This is a genomic window from Pseudomonas taeanensis MS-3 (assembly GCF_000498575.2).
Classification (GTDB): Bacteria; Pseudomonadota; Gammaproteobacteria; order Pseudomonadales; family Pseudomonadaceae; genus Aquipseudomonas; species Aquipseudomonas taeanensis.
Map to the genome: position 1 here is coordinate 688,349 of NZ_AWSQ01000004.1, position 20,461 is coordinate 708,809.

Genomic DNA, 20,461 nt, shown 5'->3' on the forward strand with positions numbered 1-20,461 from the left:
GTCAGCTGCAGCTGCGCAGCAAAAACTCCGCCACCTCGTCGGCCGTACGCTGCAAGTGCTGCTCATGGCTGAATCCCGAGCTTTTCAGCGGTTTGAGGTCGTGATCTCCGGCTTCCAGCCAATGCACATGGATCGACGCCGACAATTGGTAGTCAGCCACTGCCGGTCGATTGCCCAGGGCGTCGCGCTCGCCCTGGACGATCAGAGCCGGCGCGTGCAGCTCCGCCAGGTGCGCGACCCGCGGTTTGTCCGGCTTACCCACGGCATAGAACGGATAACCCAGGCAGACCAACGCATCGGCGTCCAGCTCATCGACCAGTAGACTGGCCATGCGCCCACCCATTGACTTACCGCCGATGGCCAGCGGCCCAGCGACCTGTTGCCGCACCTGGCCATAGACCTCACGCCACTGTTCCAGCAGTTTGGCCTGCGGATTGGGGGGGCGTTTCTTGCCATCCTGTCGCCGCGCCGCCATGTAGGCGAACTCGAAACGCAGCACCGCGACGCCACGCGCGGCCAGCAGTTCAGCCATTTGTGTCATGAAGCCGCTGTCCATCGGAGCGCCGGCGCCGTGGGCGAGTATCAGGGTCGCCCCGCGCTCCCCAGTGGGCCGATTCCACAGCCAGCCATCGTGTTCCTGCCCTTGCCCGTATTGATCCCCGTCAATACCCGCGCCCTGTCCTTTGCTCATGCTTGCCTCGCTTTGGAAATCCGTCGGTCCGCGCCAGCTCCTTTGCCAGCGCGACTCCGAGCTTTTCGAACGTTCTGCCACAACCCAGGATGGAAGCCCAGACATGAACACAACAACCAGTGCCGCCTATAACTACAAGGTGGTTCGCCAGTTCACCATTATGACGGTGGTGTGGGGCATCGTCGGCATGGGGCTCGGCGTACTGATCGCCTCTCAGCTGGCTTGGCCAGAATTGAACTTCGACCTGCCCTGGACCAGCTTCGGTCGCCTGCGCCCGCTGCACACCAATGCGGTGATCTTCGCCTTCGGCGGCTGTGCCTTGTTCGCCACCAGCTATTACGCGGTGCAACGTACCTCGCAAGCGCCCCTGTTCGCGCCCAGGCTGGCCGCCTTCACCTTTTGGGGCTGGCAACTGGTGATTGTGCTGGCCGCCATCACCTTGCCGCTGGGTTACACCAGCTCCAAGGAGTATGCCGAGCTGGAATGGCCGATCGACATCCTCATCACTATCGTCTGGGTCAGCTACGCCATCGTATTCTTCGGCACGGTGATGCGCCGAAAAGTCAGCCACATCTATGTCGGCAACTGGTTCTTCGGCGGCTTCATCCTCACCGTGGCCCTGCTGCACCTGGTCAATAACCTGGCAATCCCGGTCTCGCTGACCAAATCCTATTCGATCTATTCCGGCGCCACCGATGCGATGGTGCAATGGTGGTACGGGCATAACGCCGTGGGTTTCTTCCTCACCGCCGGCTTCCTCGGGATGATGTATTACTTCGTGCCCAAACAGGCCGAGCGCCCGGTCTACTCCTATCGCCTGTCGATCGTGCATTTCTGGGCCCTGATCACCCTGTATATCTGGGCCGGCCCGCACCACCTGCACTACACCGCGCTGCCGGATTGGGCGCAGAGCCTGGGCATGGTGATGTCCCTGGTGCTGCTGGCACCCAGCTGGGGCGGCATGATCAACGGCATGATGACCCTCTCGGGCGCCTGGCATAAGTTGCGCACCGACCCGATCCTGCGTTTTCTGGTGGTCTCCCTGGCCTTCTACGGCATGTCCACCTTCGAAGGCCCGATGATGGCGATCAAGACGGTCAACGCCTTGTCGCATTACACCGACTGGACCATCGGCCACGTACACGCCGGTGCCCTCGGCTGGGTCGCCATGGTGTCCATCGGTTCGCTGTATCACATGATCCCCAAGCTCTACGGTCGCGCGCAGATGCACAGCATCGCCCTGATCAACCTGCACTTCTGGCTAGCCACCATCGGCACCGTGCTGTACATCGCTTCGATGTGGGTCAACGGCATCGCCCAAGGCCTGATGTGGCGCGCAGTCAACGAGGACGGCACCCTCACCTACTCCTTCGTCGAAGCCCTGGAGGCCAGTCATCCTGGCTTCGTGGTGCGGGTCATCGGTGGCGCGATCTTCTTCTTCGGCATGCTGTTGATGGCTTACAACACCTGGCAGACCGTACGCGCCACGAAACCTGCCGAGCTAGCAGCTGCCGAACAGTTTTCGCTTGAGGGAGCCCACTGATGAAACACGAAGTCATCGAGAAGAATATCGGCCTGATGGCACTGTTGATGGTGCTGGCCGTCAGCATCGGCGGCCTGACCCAGATCGTTCCGCTGTTTTTCCAGGATGTCACCAACGAGCCGGTAGCGGGCCTCAAGCCCTATACCGCGTTGCAACTGGAAGGGCGTGACGTCTATATCCGCGAGGGCTGCGTGGGCTGTCACTCGCAGATGATCCGTCCGTTCCGCGCCGAAACCGAGCGCTACGGTCACTACTCGGTGGCCGGCGAGAGCGTCTGGGATCACCCCTTCCTCTGGGGCTCCAAACGCACCGGCCCGGATCTGGCCCGAGTCGGCGGCCGCTACTCGGACGAATGGCACCGCGCGCACCTGTTCAACCCGCGCAACGTGGTACCGGAATCGAAGATGCCGGCCTATCCCTGGCTGGTCGAGAACACTTTCGATGGCAAGGGTACCGATACCAAGCTCAAGGCCATGCGTACTCTCGGCGTGCCCTACAGCGATACCGACATCACCGGCGCCGCTGCGGCAGTCAAGGGCAAGAGTGAAATGGACGCACTGGTTGCCTACCTGCAAGTACTCGGCATCGCAGTGAAGAGCAAGAGGTAAGCCCATGTCTCTCGACTTTATGGATATCGGCACCCTCCGCGGCCTGGGCACCGCCTTGGTTCTGCTGGCTTTCAGCAGCGTGACTCTGTGGGCCTACTCCAGTAAACGCCAAGCGGCTTTTGCCGAAGCCGCACACCTACCCTTTGCCGACGAACCCACGCCTGCCGCATCAAGGAGCACCACCCCATGAGCACTTTCTGGAGCTGGTATATCGCGCTGTTGACCATCAGCACTCTGCTCGCGCTGTTCTGGTTGATCTTCGCCACGCGCAAGGGCGAGCAGCCTGGCGAGACCGAGCAAACCATGGGACATTCCTTCGACGGCATCGAGGAATACGACAACCCGCTACCCAGGTGGTGGTTCATGCTGTTTCTCGGCACCCTGTTGTTCGCCGCCGGTTACCTGGTGCTCTACCCGGGTCTGGGCAATTGGAAAGGCCTGCTGCCCGGCTATCACAACGGCTGGACCCAGGTCGCCCAGTGGCAACGCGAAGTGGATCAGGCCGAGCAGCTATATGGACCGATCTTCGCCAAGTATGCGGCGATGCCTCTGGATCAGGTGGCCAACGACCCACAGGCGTTGAAAATGGGTGGCCGCCTGTTCGCCACTTATTGCTCGATCTGCCATGGCTCTGACGCCAAAGGCACAGTGGGCTTTCCCAACCTGACCGACCGCCATTGGCGCTGGGGCGGCGAGCCCGAAACCATCAAGACCAGCATCCTGCAGGGTCGCACCGGCATGATGCCGGCCTGGGGGCAGGTACTCGGCGAAGAAGGCGTCAAACAGGTCGCGGGCTATGTCCGCCATAAGCTGGCTGGCCTGCCCTTGCCGAAAGACCAGTCAATCGACCTGGAACAAGGCGCGCAGCTGTTCACTAGCAACTGCACGGCCTGCCATGGAGCCGCGGGAACGGGCATGGCCATGCTCGGCGCGCCGGACCTGACCCAGCCCAGTGGCTGGATCTACGGTTCCGGCCTGGCTCAACTGCAACAAACCATCCGCTACGGGCGTAACGGCCAGATGCCCGCCCAGGAACAATACCTGGGTAACGACAAGGTTCACCTGTTGGCGGCATACATATTGAGCCTCGGGCGAGAACAAGTACCGCCCACCGAGCAACTGACCGAGCGATAAGCCAAACCTGGCGGTATCACCAGTACCGCCAGCCTCCTTTCCCCTCCTGGCAAGAACCCTGCTCGCCAATAAAGTGCCTTGCGCACTGATGCGACTGAGTGTCGCACCTCAACATCCAAGCCCTGCCCCAGGGTGACTTGGACTAAGCGGCCCTGTAATCACCGCCCTCCCTAACCCTAAGGCGATTGCCCTCTTCGCATGGTGCCGGCAGGGGACCTTCGGGAAGCGACACAGCGTTGCCAAACTGCGCAAAAACGCGCGCCTGAAGCCTTTGAAAGCCCGCATGTATCGGCGTGTGTCGTTGCAATGACTACCTGCTTTCTACATACTTGCCGCCGTTTTTTGCCCCTCTAAAACTCCATTAACCGTGGAACCCCAGCATGAGCACAGCAATCAGTCAGACTGCTTATAACTACAAGGTGGTTCGCCAGTTCGCCGTTATGACGGTGATCTGGGGAGTCATTGGCATGGGTCTAGGCGTGTTCATCGCCTCACAACTCGTGTGGCCAGAACTCAACTTTGGCCTGGAGTGGACGAGCTTCGGCCGTCTGCGTCCGCTGCACACCAACGCGGTGATCTTCGCCTTTGGCGGTTGTGCGCTGATGGCAACTTCATTCTATGTGGTGCAGCGCACCAGTCAGGTCCGCCTGATTTCCGATTCCTTGGCGGCGTTCGTCTTCTGGGGTTGGCAAGCTGTGATCGTGCTGGCGGTGATTACCCTGCCCCTGGGTTACACCAGCACAAAGGAATACGCTGAGCTCGAGTGGCCGATCGACATCCTCCTGGGTATCGTCTGGGTCGCTTATGCAGTGGTGTTCTTCGGCACTATCGTCAAGCGCAAGACCAAGCACATCTATGTCGGCAACTGGTTCTTCGGTGCCTTCATCCTGGTGACCGCGCTGCTGCACATCGTCAACAGCGCCGCGGTTCCAGTCAGCCTGTTCAAGTCCTATTCGGCTTACTCGGGCGCTACCGACGCGATGATCCAGTGGTGGTACGGCCATAACGCCGTGGGCTTCTTCCTGACCACCGGCTTCCTCGGCATGATGTATTACTTCGTACCGAAGCAGGCCGAGCGCCCGATCTACTCCTATCGCCTGTCCATCGTGCACTTTTGGGCGCTGATCACCCTGTACATCTGGGCCGGTCCGCACCACCTGCATTACACCGCTCTGCCGGACTGGGCGCAGAGCCTCGGCATGGCCATGTCGATCATCCTCCTGGCCCCGAGCTGGGGCGGCATGATCAACGGCATGATGAGCCTGTCCGGCGCCTGGCATAAGCTGCGCACCGACCCGATCCTGCGCTTTCTGGTGGTATCGCTGGCCTTCTACGGCATGTCCACCTTCGAAGGCCCGATGATGGCGATCAAGACGGTCAACGCCTTGTCGCATTACACCGACTGGACCATCGGCCACGTACACGCCGGTGCCCTCGGCTGGGTCGCGATGATCTCCATCGGTGCGCTGTATCACATGCTGCCCAAGGTCTATGGCCGCGAGCAGATGCACAGCATCGCCCTGATCAACGTGCATTTCTGGCTGGCGACTATCGGCACCGTGCTGTACATCGCCTCGATGTGGGTCAACGGCATCACCCAGGGCCTGATGTGGCGTGCAGTCAACGAAGACGGCACCCTCACCTACTCCTTCGTCGAAGCGCTGGAAGCCAGCCACCCGGGTTATGTGGTGCGCATGATCGGCGGTGCGTTCTTCGCCACCGGCATGCTGTTCATGGCTTACAACACCTTCCGCACCGTGCGTGCCGCCAAGCCGGCTGAATACGATGCGGCTGCGCAGATCCCCGTCGGAGTGGCTCACTGATGAAACACGAAATCATCGAGAAGAATATCGGTCTGATGGCGCTGCTGATGGTTCTCGCCGTCAGCATCGGTGGCCTGACCCAGATCGTTCCGCTGTTTTTCCAGGATGTCACCAACGAGCCGGTGGAGGGCCTCAAGCCTTACACCGCGCTGCAGCTGGAAGGCCGCGATGTTTACATCGCCAATGGTTGCGTGGGTTGCCACTCACAGATGATCCGTCCGTTCCGCGCCGAGACCGAACGCTACGGCCACTACTCGGTAGCCGGTGAGAGCGTCTACGACCACCCCTTCCTGTGGGGCTCCAAGCGTACCGGTCCGGACCTGGCCCGAGTCGGCGCCCGCTACTCGGACGAATGGCACCGCGCGCACCTGTACAACCCGCGCAACGTAGTGCCTGAGTCGAAGATGCCGGCGTATCCCTGGCTGGTCGAGCACAAGCTCGACGGCAAGGAAACCGCGAAAAAGCTGGAAGTCATGCGTGGCTTTGGCATCCCCTACACCGATGAAGACATCGCCGGGGCCAAAGACGCCGTGAAGGGCAAGACCGAAATGGACGCGCTGGTCGCGTACCTGCAGGTTCTCGGCACCTCCATCAAGAACAAACGGTAACGCGACATGGATATCGGGACTATTCGCGGCATAGGCACGGCAGTGGTGTTCATCGCCTTCGTTGGCGTGGTGCTCTGGGCCTATAGCAGCAAGCGCAAATCGAACTTCGACGAAGCCGCCAACCTGCCATTCGCCGATGATCCCAAACCCAAAGCGCGTGACGAGCAATCTTCCAGGAGCAATAACCAATGACCACATTCTGGAATTGGTATGTAACCATCCTCTCCCTAGGTACCATCTTCGCCCTGACGTGGCTGATCTTCGGCACCCGCAAGGGTCAGCGTCAGGAAAGCACTGAGGAAACCGTCGGCCACGTGTTCGACGGTATCGAGGAGTATGACAACCCACTGCCCAAGTGGTGGTTCATGCTGTTCATCGGCACCATCATCTTCGCCCTTGGCTACCTGGTGCTCTACCCGGGCCTGGGTAACTGGAAAGGTCTGCTGCCGGGGTACGATTACCTCGACAACGAGGCCAAGACGCCATTCGCCGCCAACGTGCAAATCGCCGACGGTGAACAGCGCAACGCCGGCTGGACCGGTGTGCACCAGTGGGAAAAGGAAATGGCCAAGGCCGACGCTCAGTACGGGCCGATCTTCGCCAAATACGCCGCGATGCCAATCGAGCAGGTCGCACAAGACGAGCAAGCGCTGAAAATGGGTGGCCGCCTGTTCGCGTCCAACTGCTCGGTGTGCCATGGCTCCGACGCCAAGGGCGCGTACGGCTTCCCTAACCTGACCGACAACGACTGGTTGTACGGCGGCGCGGCGGAAACCATCAAGACCACCATCATGGGTGGCCGTCAGGCTGCCATGCCGGCCTGGAAGGACAGCCTCGGCGAAGAAGGCATCAAGAACGTTGCCGGCTACGTGCGCAGCCTGTCCGGCCTGAAGACCCCGGAAAGCGTGGAAGTCGATTTGGCCGCTGGCCAGCAGACTTTCGCCGCCAACTGCGCGGTATGTCACGGTCCCGACGCCAAGGGCCAGCAGGCCATGGGCGCGCCGAACCTGACCGACAAGACCTGGCTCTACGGCTCCAGCTTCGCTCAGGTTCAGCAGACCTTGCGTTACGGCCGCAACGGACGCATGCCGTCACAGGAAGCCTTTCTCGGTAACGATAAAGTGCATCTGCTGGCCGCTTATGTGTACAGCCTGTCGCAGAAGCCTGCGCAGCAGTAAGGCCCTTCAGACAAGCCCTGCATCAAGCGCGACCCCCCGTCGCACCCAAACAGGGCCTTGTCAGGCGTACCATAGCGTATGAGTGAAATGACCCCGGCTGGCATGTATCGGCCGGGGCAGCCAACCAACCGCTGTGGTAGCAACTGATGAGCGCACAGATCCCCGTTAAAGACGTCACCCCCGCCCCGGCCAAGGTCGAAACCGTCGACCTCTACGCCAACCGCGAAAAAATCTATACCCGCGCCTTCACCGGCATCTTCCGCAATTTGCGCATGCTCGGTGGTGCCTTCCTGTTTCTGCTGTATTTCGGCACGGTCTGGCTCACCTGGAATGGCCGCCAGGCGGTCTGGTGGAATCTACCCGAGCGTAAGTTTCATATCTTTGGCGCCACTTACTGGCCACAGGACTTCGTCCTGCTGTCTGCCCTGCTGATCATCGCCGCCTTCGGCCTGTTCTTCATTACTGTGTTCGCCGGACGCGTCTGGTGCGGCTACACCTGCCCGCAGAGCGTGTTCACCTGGGTGTTCATGTGGGCGGAAAAAGTGACCGAAGGCGACCGCAACCAGCGCATGAAGCTCGATAAAAAACCCATGAGCGGGCAGAAGTTCCTGCGCAAACTGGCCAAGCACGGCATATGGGTCGGCGTATCCCTGGCCACCGCGCTGACTTTCGTCGGCTACTTCGCGCCGATCCGCCAGCTGATCCCCGAGCTGTTCACTTTCGACGCCAGTGGCTGGGCGGTATTCTGGGTGGGCTTCTTCACCCTCGCCACCTACGGCAACGCCGGCTGGCTACGCGAACAGGTGTGCATCTATATGTGCCCCTACGCGCGTTTTCAGAGCGTGATGTTCGATCAGGACACCCTGATCGTCTCCTATGATCCGCGGCGCGGCGAACACCGCGGCCCGCGCAAGAAGGACGCCGATTACAAGGCCGAAGGCCTCGGCGACTGCATCGACTGCAAGATGTGCGTGCAGGTCTGCCCAACCGGCATCGACATCCGCGACGGCCTGCAGGTCGAATGCATCGGCTGCGCCGCCTGTATCGACGCCTGTGACAACATCATGGACAAGATGAACTACCCGAAAGGGCTGATCAGCTATACCACCGAGCACAACCTCTCCGGACACAGCACTCAACTGCTGCGCCCGCGCCTGATCGGTTACGCCCTCGCCCTGCTGGCGATGATGGGCCTGTTTGCCTGGGCCGTGGCCGACCGCTCACTGGTTGAACTCGACGTGCTCAAGGATCGCGTGCTCTACCGCGAAAATGAACAGGGCCGTATCGAGAACGTCTACACCTTGAAAATCATGAACAAGGCCCAGCAGGACGTGACCTTCCTGATCGAAGCCGATGGCCTCGATGGCCTGGTCTATGAAGGCAAGCGCGAGATCAAGGCCCTGGCTGGCGAAGTGCTGTCACTGCCGGTCGAACTGTCGATCGAACCGGAAAAGCTGCCCTCAAGCGCCAACGAAATCATCTTCCGCATTCGCTCCGCTGACGATGCAAGCATCCACACCGACGCCGACAGCCGCTTTATCGGCCCCAGCGTCCGCTGACGAGTAACCACCGCATGCCTAACGAAACACCGGTCAAGCCTTGGTACAAGCAATTCTGGCCCTGGTTCATCCTGGCGCTTCTGGGGTATTCCGTAGCCCAGGGCCTGACCTTGCTGACCATCGCCACCCGCAATCCCCCGGGGCTGATCTCCGATGACTATTACGATGTCGGCAAGGGCATCAACCAGTCGCTGGAACGCGAGAAGCTCGCCGAGCAGCTGAAACTGCATGCCAGCCTCAAGCTCGATGAAGAGGCCGGCGTCGCCGAACTGCAACTGCAAGGCTACAGCGGCCCGCAGCAGCTGGTATTGAACCTGCTGTCGCCGACCCAGCCCGAGCGTGATCGGCGCATTGTCCTGCAACAGCAGGGTCAGGGCCTCTACCGCGGACAGATGCAGGACGTGGTACGCGGTCGTCGCTTCGTCGAACTGATTGGCCAGGAAGGCGGCAAGGATTGGCGCCTGTTCGAGGAGCGAACCCTGGAAACCGGCAAGACCATCCGCCTCGGCGTTGCACCCTAAGCAATCGGTCTAGCGATCATGCCCGCTACCGGACGCACTACATCCCAACGTCAGACTCAAGACTGCCCCTCCATGGCGAGCCCTATCCCCTGCTACCACTGCGGCTTGCCGGTTCCAGCCGGCAGCCAGTTTCACGCCCAGGTGCTGGGCGAGAAACGGTTGCTGTGCTGCCCCGGCTGCCAGGCGGTGGCCGAAGCCATAGTCGCCGGCGGCCTCGAGCACTACTACAAGCACCGCAGCGAGCGCGCCGGCAACCCGCAGGAGCTACCTCAAGCGCTGCCTGACGAGCTGGCTTTGCTTGACCGTGCCGATGTGCAGGCGCCTTTCGTCGAGCACCAGGGCGAGCTCAGCGAAACCAACCTATTGATTGAAGGCATCAGTTGCGCCGCCTGCGCCTGGCTGATCGAAAAGCACCTGCGTGGCCTGCCCGGAGTGGCCGAAGCCAACCTCAACCTGTCCAACCATCGCCTGCAGGTGCGCTGGGTAGACAGCCAGCTGCCGCTCAGCCAACTGTTCAAGGAGCTGCGCAAGATCGGTTATGCCGGCCACCCCTGGCAGGCCGATGCCGCGACCGAGCAGCTCACCCGGGAAAACCGCCGGGCCATGCGCCAACTGGGGGTAGCCGGATTGCTGTGGATTCAGGTGATGATGGCCACCATGGCCACCTGGCCTGAGTTCAACATCGACCTCAGCCCCGAGCTGGACAAAATTCTGCGCTGGGTCAGCCTGTTCCTCACCACGCCGATCGTCTTCTACTGTTGCGGGCAATTCTTCCGCGGCGCCATGCGTGATTTACGCACCCGCCACCTGAGCATGGACCTGTCGGTCTCGCTGGCGATTGGCGGCGCCTATGCCGCGGGCATCTGGTCGACGGTCACCGGAGATGGCGAGCTGTACTTCGATGCGGTGGGGATGTTCGCCTTGTTCCTCCTGGCCGGCCGTTACCTGGAACGCCGCGCCCGCGAGCGCACGGCGGCCGCCACCGCGCAGCTTGTGCAACTATTGCCGGCATCCTGCTTACGCCTCGACGCCGACGGCCATACCCAGCGCGTGCTGTTAAGCGAGTTGCGGAAGGGCGAACAGGTCCTGGTACCGCCCGGCGCCCTGCTGCCTGCCGACGGACGCATCCTCAGCGGGCAATCCAGCGTCGATGAATCCCTGCTGACCGGCGAATACCTGCCGCAGCCACGCGGCGTCGACGATAGCGTCACCGCCGGCACCCTGAACGTCGAGGGACCGCTCACTGTCGAGGTCGAAGCGCTTGGCGATGCCACCCGACTGTCGGCCATCGTGCGCCTGCTTGAGCGCGCGCAGAGCGATAAGCCGCGCCTGGCCGAAATAGCCGAACAGACCGCGCAATGGTTCCTGTTGATCGTCCTGCTTGTTGCGGCCATCGTCGGCCTGGTGTGGTGGCAGATCGACTCGTCCCGCGCCTTCTGGGTGGTGTTGGCCCTGTTGGTCGCAACCTGCCCCTGCGCACTGGCGCTGGCGACCCCGACCGCACTGACCGCCGCGACCGGCAGCCTGCACAAACTCGGCATGCTGCTGACCCGCGGTCATGTGCTCGAAGGCCTGAACCAGATCGACACGGTGATCTTCGACAAGACCGGCACGCTCACCGAAGGCCGCCTGACCCTGAGCGCCATTCATCCCCTCGGCGAGCTGGACAGTGACGCCTGCCTGGCCCTGGCGGCCGCCTTGGAGATCCGCTCCGAACACCCTATCGCCCGCGCCTTCGGCCGTGCAACACAAGCCGCCGAACGGGTCGACAACATCCCCGGTCTGGGCCTGCAGGGTTGGGTTGCGGATCGCCAGCTGCGCATCGGTCAGGCCGCCTTTGTCAGCGAGCTCAGTGGCCAGGCTCCACCTGAGATTCCCGCCGATCGGGGCCAATGGCTGTTGCTCGGTGACTGCCAGGGCCCGCTCGCCTGGTTCGTCCTCGACGACCGCCTGCGCGACGATGCCCCCGCGCTGCTCGCCGCCTGCCGCGAGCGTGGCTGGCAGGTGCTGCTGTTGTCCGGCGACAGCTCGCCGATGGTCGCCGAAGTAGCGCGTCAACTGGGCATCGAGCAGGCACGCGGCGGCCTGACGCCCGATGCCAAACTGGCCGAGCTGAAAAAGCTGCACGAGCAAGGACGCCGCGTGCTGATGCTCGGCGACGGGGTCAATGACGTGCCGGTGCTGGCCGGCGCTGACATCAGCGTGGCCATGGGCGGCGCCACCGACCTGGCGAAGACCAGCGCCGACGCCGTGCTGCTGAGCAACAGATTGACCTCCCTGATACAGGCCTTCAACCTGGCGCGCCGCACGCGCCGGATCATCATCGAGAACCTGACTTGGGCCAGCCTGTACAATGGCCTGGTCCTGCCGTTCGCCGCCCTTGGCTGGATCACCCCGATCTGGGCCGCGCTCGGTATGTCGCTCAGTTCGTTGCTGGTGGTGCTCAATGCCTTACGCTTGACCCGAGTACCCAAGCAGTAGGCTGGGCAGAGCCATTTTGGGTGAAACCCAGTCTTCTCAATCGCAGGGTTTCGCTGTGCTCTAGGCCAGCCTAGCCCGACTATCACCAGTCGCCCGGAGACACCATGCCCGCGCTGTACATTCTGATCCCCGTCGCCCTGGTGCTGGTCGCTTTCGCCATCTGGCTGTTCCTCTGGGCGGTCGACAGCGGCCAGTACGATGACCTGGACGGTCCCGCCCATAGCATTCTGTTCGACGACGACGATCCGATGCACAAGGCCGGTGTCGACCAGGCGCAAAAGCAGGACGAACCCAAGGATCCACCACATGCCTGAGCTGGCACCTCTGCTGTTGTCCGCATTGATTCTCGGCCTACTCGGTGGCGGGCATTGCCTGGGTATGTGCGGTGGTCTGATGGGCGCCTTGACCTTGGCCATTCCCACCGAGCATCGGGCTCAACGCTTTCAGCTGTTGCTGAGCTATAACCTCGGACGCATTTTCAGTTACACCATCGCCGGCCTGCTGCTCGGTCTGGCGGGCTGGGCCGTGGCCAGCAGTCCGGCGGCCATGCTGCTGCGGGTGGTCGCCGCACTCCTGCTGATCGCAATGGGCCTGTACCTGGCCGGCTGGTGGAGTGGCCTGACTCGCATCGAAGCGCTCGGCCGCGGAGTGTGGCGGCATATCCAGCCGCTGACCCGGCGCTTCATGCCGGTCACCAGCCTGCCACGTGCCTTGTTGCTGGGTGGCTTGTGGGGCTGGCTACCCTGCGGCCTGGTATACAGCACCCTGCTCTGGGCGGCGAGCCAGGGCGACGCACTCGACAGCGCCGCGCTGATGCTGGCCTTCGGTCTCGGCACCCTGCCGGTGCTGCTGGCCACAGGCATGGCCGCCGAACGCCTGACGGCCTTGCTGCGCAAGCGCGGAGTTCGTATGGCCGGTGGCCTACTGGTCATCCTATTCGGCCTGTGGACCCTGCCCGGCCCGCATCAGCACTGGTTGATGGGTCATTAAGCACACACCAGCTTCTGCGTGGCCCAGCAAGCTCATTCCCTCTTGATACAGATCAAGATGGTCTGAGGCCGGCATCCCTAGACTCCCTGAGACTGTTAGCCCATCCAGGGAATGCCCGCATGCTCGATGCCATCCACTGGGATAGCGAGATGATCCGCCGCTATGATCAGACCGGACCACGCTACACCTCCTACCCAACTGCCATGCAATTGCATGCGGGGGTCGGCTCGTTCGATCTACTGCACGCCCTGCGTGACAGTCGCAAAGCCCAGCGCCCCCTGTCGCTGTATGTGCATGTGCCGTTCTGCGCCAACATTTGCTACTACTGCGCCTGCAACAAGGTGATCACCAAGGACCGCGGTCGCGCCCACGCCTATCTACAGGCGCTAGAACAGGAAATGACGCTCATTGGCCGGCATCTCGATGAACGTCAAACGGTTGAACAGTTGCACCTGGGCGGTGGCACACCAACTTTTCTCAGCCACGATGAACTACGTCAGCTGATGAGCCAGCTGCATCAGCATTTCAACCTGCTGGATGACGACTCGGGTGACTACAGCATCGAGATCGACCCGCGCGAGGCCGACTGGTCGACCATGGGTTTGCTTCGCGAACTGGGTTTCAATCGGGTGAGCATTGGCGTCCAGGATCTCGATCCGGCAGTCCAACGCGCGATCAACCGCCTGCAAAGTCTGGAAGAAACCTGCTCCATCGTTGAAGCCGCACGCACCTTGCAATTTCGCTCGGTGAATATCGACCTGATCTACGGCCTGCCCCTGCAAACCCCGGAACGCTTTGCCCGCACAGTCGACGCGGTCATCGATCTGCAACCGGATCGCCTGTCGCTGTTCAACTACGCCCATCTGCCCGAGCGTTTCATGCCTCAGCGGCGTATCGACAGCAGCGAACTGCCAAGCGCCGCGAACAAATTGGCCATGCTGCACAACAGCATCGAACAACTGAGCTCAGCAGGTTATCGCTACATTGGTTTGGATCACTTCGCCCTGCCCGATGATGAACTGGCCAGCGCTCAGGAGGATGGCAGCCTGCAGCGCAATTTCCAGGGCTACACCACCCATGGCCACTGCGACCTGATCGGCTTGGGCGTGTCGGCCATCAGTCAGGTCGGCGATCTCTACTGCCAGAACAGCAGTGAACTGAGCGACTACCAACAGAACCTGAGCAGCGGCCAACTAACCATTCAGCGCGGCCTACAGTGCAATGCCGACGACCGGATCCGCCGCGCAGTGATCCAGCAATTGATCTGCCACTTCCAGCTGGATTTCGCCCCGATCGAGCAGGCGTTCGGGATCAATTTCCGCGACTATTTTTCCGATATTTGGCCGCAGTTACGACAAATGGCCGAGGACGGGCTGCTGGTACTGAGCGACCGGGGTATCGATGTGCGTCCCAGCGGTCGCCTGTTGGTGCGCTCACTGTGCATGCTGTTCGACCATTATCTGGATGATCGCAGCCGCCAAGGCTTCTCCCGAGTGATTTAGCACTACTTCATCATCGGGCAGTGTCCCCTGGTGCCAGGCTTGGCGTCGACTGCAACGACTCACGGCTGGGGCACCCTCAAGGATGCCTGCACTCCTGTAGCGGACGCCTTGCGGGTCTGCTCAACGCTCGCGGTCATGCATGCAGTCATATCGCCGTTATGCCCGACGCTACCGACGGGCCAACTCAGACTGCCCTGCCCCACACCAGCCCGTTCGGCAGCAGCCACTTAGGCCAGCGGTTGGCCTAAGTGGCTTTGCAATCTAACGTTCGTCGACTGGCTGCGTCCACTGCTGTGCTGTACCCTTACGACTATTGTGTGTTTAACCCAGGAATCAAGGTCGATGTCCGAGAGCATCAAGCTGCGTACGCCACACCAAGCCCATTGCAAGGATTGCAGCCTGGCCAGCCTGTGCCTGCCGCTTTCGCTGAACATGGAAGACATGGACGCACTGGATGACATCGTCAAACGCGGCCGGCCGATAAAGAAAGGCGAATTCCTGTTTCGCCAGGGCGATGCCTTCGGCTCGGTTTTCGCTGTGCGCTCAGGCGCACTGAAAACCTTCAGCCTGAGCGACTCCGGTGAAGAACAGATCACCGGTTTCCACCTGCCAAGCGAACTGGTCGGCCTGTCCGGCATGGACACCGAAACCTACCCGGTTTCTGCACAGGCCCTGGAAACCACCTCGGTCTGTGAGATCCCCTTCGAGCGACTCGATGAACTCTCGGTACAGCTGCCACAACTGCGCCGCCAGTTAATGCGCGTGATGAGTCGGGAAATACGCGACGATCAGCAAATGATGTTGCTGCTGTCGAAAAAAACTGCAGATGAGCGCATCGCTACCTTCCTGGTCAATCTGTCGGCACGCTTCCGTGCCCGCGGCTTCTCGGCCAATCAGTTCCGCTTGGCCATGTCGCGCAATGAAATCGGTAACTATCTAGGCCTGGCGGTGGAAACCGTCTCGCGGGTATTCACCCGTTTTCAACAGAATAAATTGCTCGAAGCCGAAGGTAAGGAAGTCACTATCCTCAATCCCATCGATCTGTGCGCCCTCGCTGGCGGCAACTTCGATGGCTGAAGTGCCGCTGCCGACTAATCTGAAATAGGCCCGTTGTCCCTTCGCCCGACAGGCACAGGAGTGTTGCTATGATTTTCGACGAATTCAGCATCAAATCCCTGATCCGCCCGGTCATCGACTTCCCCAAACCCGGCGTGGTGTTCCGCGATATCACCCCGCTGTTTCAGTCGCCACGCGCCTTGCGCATGGTCGCCGACAGCTTTATCCAGCGCTACGTGGAAGCCGAGTTCAGCCATATCGCCGCGATGGACGCCCGCGGCTTCCTGATCGGCTCGATCATCGCTTACGAGCTGAACAAACCGCTGATCCTTTTCCGCAAGCAGGGCAAGCTGCCAGCAGAGGTGCTCAGCGCCGGCTACCAGACCGAGTACGGTGAAGCCTTCCTTGAAGTACATGCCGATAGCCTCTGCGAAGGCGATCAGGTGCTGATCTTCGATGACCTGATCGCTACCGGCGGCACCCTGTTGGCCGCCGCACAACTGGTGCGGCGGATGGGCGCGAGCATTTATGAGGCAGCGGCAATTATCGACCTGCCGGAACTGGGCGGCTCGCAGAAGCTGCAAGACATTGGCATTGCGACCTTTACCCTGACCGCCTTCGGCCTTAACGAGCGTTAAACGCAGCTCCTCGCATTTAGCCGCTGCAACAATCTCAATGATCTGGCCCGCGGCCTTCACGGCCGGCGCTTACTCAAAAAACTCCGCAAAGTAACGGTCCAGCTCACCCTCGTACTGGTCCAGTGAGTACAGCGTATCGGCGGCTAACAAGTCGAGCAGGACCATCCCATTCGGCCCGGAGTCCTGACCGACCCCAGCCCGCAAACGATTGGTCATGCCCAGATTGACCAGCCGCAAGTTGCGATAGGCCTCGCGCAGTTCACTCATCGACCAGTCCGTACTCAAGCCGCGCTGCTCGCGCAAGTACTGACCCAGCAAGTAAGTGCCAAATGCCCGATAGAGGGTCTCGTCCGTACCGCTGAAGGGCAAATGAAACCAGGCCATTGCCTTGAATAATCGCGTATACGGGCAGCCGGATGTCGCGCTCACAACGCCGAGCAAAGAACCCATGGCGCGCTGCAGGGTGGTGCGCTGGCGAATCTCACGCCCGCGCCAATGTACTTCGACCCCAACCCGCTCGTAGGACGGTGATTGCGCCAGTAACTCAATCGGCGCCACCAAAGCTACGGCAAAGGGGCAATGCACCGAGTGCTCGACCTGTAACGGACAATGGGCGCATTGATGGAAAGCTAGGCGAGTCCAGGTTGGCAGATCCGTAGCCCCTGCGGTGTCAGGCTCCATATCCACACAATGCTGCCAGCTGCGGCCGCCCGAAAATTGAAATCGGTAGCGAATGAACGAGTCATCTACAGTGTCTGGAACCATGGTCCAACCTGACTTCCGAGAGCGCAGGAAAGGAGTATGGTTGCAGCCGGCAGGAGTCGCCACAATTTAAGCGTCATTTAACTGACAGCCTAAATCTCGCCTACTATATGAGGCAGGCATCACACAACCAGTTGCCTCTCCGCCCTTACTCGGGAGCCAGCCATGGACGACAGCCAAAGTAATTTGGCCAGTGCTCTTATCGAACACCTGGACATCGGCGTAATCATTCTGGATGCGGAGCTGCGCATTCAGTATTGGAACGAATTCATCAGCCAGTGTGCCGGCAAGGCGCTCGAGCATGCCAGACAACAGCCGCTGATCCAGATTTTTCCCGAAGCAGATACGCCTCACCTGAGCAAAATATTGGCGCAGGCGCGCGACCATGGCCTGCACGTTATCACCCAGTGGCGGGAATCCTCGCACCTCATCCACTTGCCCTACATGCCCTCAGGTCAACCGGCACCTTCCGTACTGCAGAGCAGTCTTCTGTTTCCTTTCAACGACCTGAATGGTCAGCAATGTTTTGCTCTACTGCTGTACGACACCAGTGAATTCGCCCGTTCCAACGAGCAGTTGGATGCAGCACTCAAAGCCTTGAGCAGCAAGCAGATCGATCAAGCACAACTGATCAAGAAGCTCGAAACTGCCAATACTCAACTCATGCAATCGGAAAAACTCGCCGCCATCGGCCAACTCGCCGCAGGTGTAGCGCATGAGATCAACAACCCGATTGGCTATGTATTCTCTAACTTGAAGACCCTCGCCAGCTACGTCCAAGACCTGTTGCGCATCATCGATACGGTGGACACCGCTGCCAGCCTCGACGAATTGCGCCAACTAAAACGCAGCCTGGAATACGACTACATCCGCAGCGATGTCGAGGCGTTGATCAACGAGTCCGAGGATGGCATTGACCGGGTCAAGAAAATCATCACCGCCCTCAAGGATTTCTCGCACATAGAGGAAGAGGAGTTTCGCCTCGCCGATCTGCATCGCGGCCTGGACACCACACTCAACGTGGTCAACAACGAACTCAAGTACAAAGCCGAAGTCGTCAAGGAGTATGGCGAGATACCCGAACTGGAGTGCATCCCTTCGCAGATCAACCAGGTGATGATGAACCTCCTGGTCAACGCCGCCCACGCCATGGACAAATTCGGCCGCATCACCCTGCGCAGTGGACACGAGGTGGACTGGGTCTGGCTGGAGGTGGAAGACACCGGCAAAGGCATCGAGCCACACCTGCTCAACCGTATCTACGAGCCCTTCTACACCACCAAACCGGTGGGCAAAGGGACCGGCCTGGGCTTATCGCTGTCCTACAACATCGTGCAGAAACACCATGGTCGCATCGAGGTGAGCAGCGTGCTCGGCAAAGGCACGCGCTTTCGCATCTGGCTGCCGGTCTGTCAGCCGCTTGCGGTCCAACTAGGCGGTGTTGCCTCATGAGCGAACAACACAGTGCTACCTTGCTGCTGGTTGACGATGAGGAAAACATCCTCAACAGCCTGCGCCGCATCCTGCGCCATGAGCCCTACCAGATACTCACCGCCAGTGACGGCGATCAGGCGTTACAGCAACTCAGCCAGCAGCCTATCGACCTGGTGATTTCCGATGCACGCATGCCGGGCATGGACGGTGCCACTCTGCTGGCCAGAATTCATCAGCGCTGGCCCGATTGCCTGCGCATCCTGCTAACCGGCCACACCGATATCGGCGCCACCATCAAGGCGATCAACCAAGGGCAGATCTACCGCTATATCGGCAAGCCCTGGGATGACGATGAGTTGCGTCTGGTGATCCGCCAAGCTCTGGCGTTTCAGCACTCCGAGCGCGAACGCGAGCGCCTTGAACGCCTCACCCATGAGCAGAACCAGAACCTGCAGGAACTCAACGCGACCCTCGAACAACGGGTGCGCGATCGCACCAGTGAACTGCAACAGACGGCCGACATGCTCGACCTTGCCTTCGCCGAGCTAAAACACAGTTATATGACAGCCACCGAGGTGTTTTCGCTGCTACTCAACCAACGCCTGCCCAAAGACAAGCAGACCAATGCCCAGGTCATCGCGCTGGTGCGTGCCTATGCCGATTACCACAAGCTGGATGAAGGGCTGAGCCGAGATCTGAGTATGGCCGCCGCGCTGTACAACCTCGGCAAGTTGAGCTGGGATGACCGTTTGCTCAACCGCCCGGCAGATGCGCTGTACCGCGAGGAACGCCAGCGCTACCAGCTGTACCCGGTTGTTGGCGAGAACCTGCTGATGACCCTCGAACCATTGCAGGATGCGGCCTTGCTGATTCGCCATCATCAGGAACGCTGGGACGGTCGTGGCTTCCCTGACCACCTGAAGGAGCGGGAAATCCCCTTCGGCTCGCGCCTGATCAAACTGGCCGTGGACTTTATCGAACTGCAGTGCGGCCTGTTCCTTGAGCGCCACCTGAACCGAGATGAAGCGCTGCTGCTGATCAAGAAATACGCCGGCACGCTTTACGATCCTCAGCTGTGTGAACGTTTCATCAATCTGTGCACTCACATGGCACCAGATCTGGCCATGGCTGACACCAGTATTGTGCCCCTCGATACCCGCCGCCTGACACCCGGAATGATCCTGGCGCGCAACCTTCATGCAGCCAACGGCATGCTGCTGCTCAACGAAGGCAAGCAATTGACCCGCCTGCTGATCGACAAACTGATCGCTTTCGAAGCCGCCGAGGACTCGCACTACACCCTCTTCATCCACAAGCCCGAAGTCGCCACCACCAGCCAACAGGAGCACGTCGGATGATGAAAATTCAACTATTGGATGACGAGCAGCACGTTCTCAGTGCCCTACGACGGCTATTACACCCCTACGACTGGGAAGTTCATGTATTCAGCGATGCCCAGTTGGCCCTCCAAGCGCTGACCGAACATGAGTACGCGGTAATCGTCTCGGACCTGAAAATGCCTGAAGTGGATGGCATCACCTACTTGCAATTCGCCCGACAGCGGCAACCCAACGCCCTGCGCATACTGCTCAGTGCCCACGGCGACCGCCAGTCGATGTTGCAAGCGATTAACCAGGCAGAGATCTACCGCTTCATCTCCAAGCCCTGGGCCGACTTCGAAGTCGAAACCGCCTTGCGTACTGCCATCGACCTGTTTCTGCTGCGCGATGAGAACCAGCGCTTATTGCTGCAACTGCGCCAGCAACAGAGCGACCTGGAGCGCCAGGAACAGGAGCTGCTGCGCCTGGAGGCCGAGTATCCGGGCATTACACGCGTACATCGCGACAACGACGGCTCGGTGCTGATCGACGAGATTGACGACTCGTTCTGAGCTCAACGCTCCTTCTCACCCTGATCTGGCGCTGACAAGGAC

Annotated in this window: 21 protein-coding genes; 19 read left to right on the plus strand and 2 right to left on the minus strand. The window is 60.6% G+C overall.

The genetic code is table 11. The features are described from left to right. Position 1 precedes the first annotated feature (1 nt). Positions 2–691 carry an alpha/beta family hydrolase gene (locus tag TMS3_RS16705; RefSeq protein ID WP_025166427.1) on the minus strand — a complete coding sequence of 230 codons (690 nt, stop codon included), beginning with the start codon at positions 689–691 and terminating at the stop codon, positions 2–4. A 103-nt stretch (positions 692–794) separates the two neighbouring features. Between TMS3_RS16705 and ccoN (TMS3_RS16710) the strand changes: the two genes are divergently transcribed. The 16 genes from ccoN (TMS3_RS16710) to TMS3_RS16785 all read left to right on the plus strand — a co-directional run bounded on the left by ccoN (TMS3_RS16710) (position 795) and on the right by TMS3_RS16785 (position 16,332). Then, positions 795–2,234: a cytochrome-c oxidase, cbb3-type subunit I gene (gene ccoN, locus TMS3_RS16710; protein ID WP_025166428.1), complete on the plus strand. Its 1,440-nt coding sequence runs from the start codon at positions 795–797 to the stop codon at positions 2,232–2,234. Further along, on the plus strand, positions 2,234–2,842 hold the full coding sequence (gene ccoO, locus TMS3_RS16715; protein ID WP_025166429.1) for a cytochrome-c oxidase, cbb3-type subunit II: 609 nt from the start codon (positions 2,234–2,236) through the stop codon (positions 2,840–2,842). The genes ccoN (TMS3_RS16710) and ccoO (TMS3_RS16715) overlap by 1 nt, the downstream gene beginning before the upstream one ends. Positions 2,843–2,861: 19 nt before the next feature. Further along, positions 2,862–3,032: a CcoQ/FixQ family Cbb3-type cytochrome c oxidase assembly chaperone gene (locus TMS3_RS16720; protein WP_025166430.1), complete on the plus strand. Its 171-nt coding sequence runs from the start codon at positions 2,862–2,864 to the stop codon at positions 3,030–3,032. Continuing rightward, positions 3,029–3,976 carry a cytochrome-c oxidase, cbb3-type subunit III gene (gene ccoP / locus TMS3_RS16725; protein WP_025166431.1) on the plus strand — a complete coding sequence of 316 codons (948 nt, stop codon included), beginning with the start codon at positions 3,029–3,031 and terminating at the stop codon, positions 3,974–3,976. Before TMS3_RS16720 ends, ccoP (TMS3_RS16725) begins: the two co-directional genes overlap by 4 nt. Before the next feature lie 380 nt (positions 3,977–4,356). Then, complete coding sequence (gene ccoN, locus TMS3_RS16730) at positions 4,357–5,799, plus strand: cytochrome-c oxidase, cbb3-type subunit I (protein WP_025166432.1); 1,443 nt, start codon at positions 4,357–4,359, stop codon at positions 5,797–5,799. Then, positions 5,799–6,407 (plus strand): cytochrome-c oxidase, cbb3-type subunit II, encoded by a 609-nt coding sequence (ccoO, locus tag TMS3_RS16735; RefSeq protein WP_025166433.1) that lies wholly within the window; start codon positions 5,799–5,801, stop codon positions 6,405–6,407. The genes ccoN (TMS3_RS16730) and ccoO (TMS3_RS16735) overlap by 1 nt, the downstream gene beginning before the upstream one ends. Positions 6,408–6,413: 6 nt before the next feature. Next, positions 6,414–6,599 (plus strand): CcoQ/FixQ family Cbb3-type cytochrome c oxidase assembly chaperone, encoded by a 186-nt coding sequence (locus TMS3_RS16740; RefSeq protein ID WP_025166434.1) that lies wholly within the window; start codon positions 6,414–6,416, stop codon positions 6,597–6,599. Beyond that, positions 6,596–7,585, plus strand: a complete 990-nt coding sequence (ccoP, locus tag TMS3_RS16745) for a cytochrome-c oxidase, cbb3-type subunit III (RefSeq protein ID WP_025166435.1) — start codon at positions 6,596–6,598, stop codon at positions 7,583–7,585. Before TMS3_RS16740 ends, ccoP (TMS3_RS16745) begins: the two co-directional genes overlap by 4 nt. Positions 7,586–7,731: 146 nt before the next feature. Continuing rightward, positions 7,732–9,144: a cytochrome c oxidase accessory protein CcoG gene (ccoG, locus tag TMS3_RS16750; RefSeq protein ID WP_025166436.1), complete on the plus strand. Its 1,413-nt coding sequence runs from the start codon at positions 7,732–7,734 to the stop codon at positions 9,142–9,144. Between the two features lie 14 nt (positions 9,145–9,158). Then, a complete protein-coding gene (locus TMS3_RS16755; protein ID WP_025166437.1) occupies positions 9,159–9,665 on the plus strand; it encodes a FixH family protein in 507 nt (168 codons plus the stop codon). Positions 9,666–9,737: 72 nt separating this feature from the next. After that, positions 9,738–12,146: a heavy metal translocating P-type ATPase gene (locus TMS3_RS16760; RefSeq protein WP_025166438.1), complete on the plus strand. Its 2,409-nt coding sequence runs from the start codon at positions 9,738–9,740 to the stop codon at positions 12,144–12,146. A gap of 104 nt (positions 12,147–12,250) precedes the next feature. Beyond that, positions 12,251–12,460, plus strand: coding sequence for a cbb3-type cytochrome oxidase assembly protein CcoS (gene ccoS, locus TMS3_RS16765; protein ID WP_025166439.1), 210 nt, complete (start codon positions 12,251–12,253; stop codon positions 12,458–12,460). Continuing rightward, positions 12,453–13,136 (plus strand): sulfite exporter TauE/SafE family protein, encoded by a 684-nt coding sequence (locus TMS3_RS16770; protein ID WP_025166440.1) that lies wholly within the window; start codon positions 12,453–12,455, stop codon positions 13,134–13,136. Before ccoS ends, TMS3_RS16770 begins: the two co-directional genes overlap by 8 nt. A 119-nt stretch (positions 13,137–13,255) precedes the next feature. After that, a complete protein-coding gene (hemN, locus tag TMS3_RS16775) occupies positions 13,256–14,638 on the plus strand; it encodes an oxygen-independent coproporphyrinogen III oxidase (RefSeq protein WP_025166441.1) in 1,383 nt (460 codons plus the stop codon). A gap of 342 nt (positions 14,639–14,980) precedes the next feature. Beyond that, entirely contained in the window at positions 14,981–15,715 is a 735-nt protein-coding gene (fnr, locus tag TMS3_RS16780; RefSeq protein WP_025166442.1) for a fumarate/nitrate reduction transcriptional regulator Fnr, read from the plus strand. A 68-nt stretch (positions 15,716–15,783) separates the two neighbouring features. After that, complete coding sequence (locus tag TMS3_RS16785; protein ID WP_025166443.1) at positions 15,784–16,332, plus strand: adenine phosphoribosyltransferase; 549 nt, start codon at positions 15,784–15,786, stop codon at positions 16,330–16,332. Positions 16,333–16,401: 69 nt separating this feature from the next. Here the strand turns inward: TMS3_RS16785 and TMS3_RS24700 are convergent, their stop codons facing one another. Beyond that, positions 16,402–17,097, minus strand: coding sequence for a DUF6901 family protein (locus tag TMS3_RS24700; RefSeq protein WP_025166444.1), 696 nt, complete (start codon positions 17,095–17,097; stop codon positions 16,402–16,404). 162 nt (positions 17,098–17,259) lie between these two features. Between TMS3_RS24700 and TMS3_RS16795 the strand changes: the two genes are divergently transcribed. The 3 genes from TMS3_RS16795 to TMS3_RS16805 are packed head-to-tail and all read left to right on the plus strand — an operon-like array spanning position 17,260 to position 20,419. Next, a complete protein-coding gene (locus tag TMS3_RS16795; RefSeq protein ID WP_025166445.1) occupies positions 17,260–18,546 on the plus strand; it encodes an ATP-binding protein in 1,287 nt (428 codons plus the stop codon). Continuing rightward, positions 18,543–19,886, plus strand: coding sequence for an HD domain-containing phosphohydrolase (locus tag TMS3_RS16800; protein ID WP_025166446.1), 1,344 nt, complete (start codon positions 18,543–18,545; stop codon positions 19,884–19,886). The genes TMS3_RS16795 and TMS3_RS16800 overlap by 4 nt, the downstream gene beginning before the upstream one ends. Then, positions 19,883–20,419 carry a response regulator gene (locus TMS3_RS16805; protein ID WP_025166447.1) on the plus strand — a complete coding sequence of 179 codons (537 nt, stop codon included), beginning with the start codon at positions 19,883–19,885 and terminating at the stop codon, positions 20,417–20,419. The genes TMS3_RS16800 and TMS3_RS16805 overlap by 4 nt, the downstream gene beginning before the upstream one ends. Positions 20,420–20,461 lie beyond the last annotated feature (42 nt).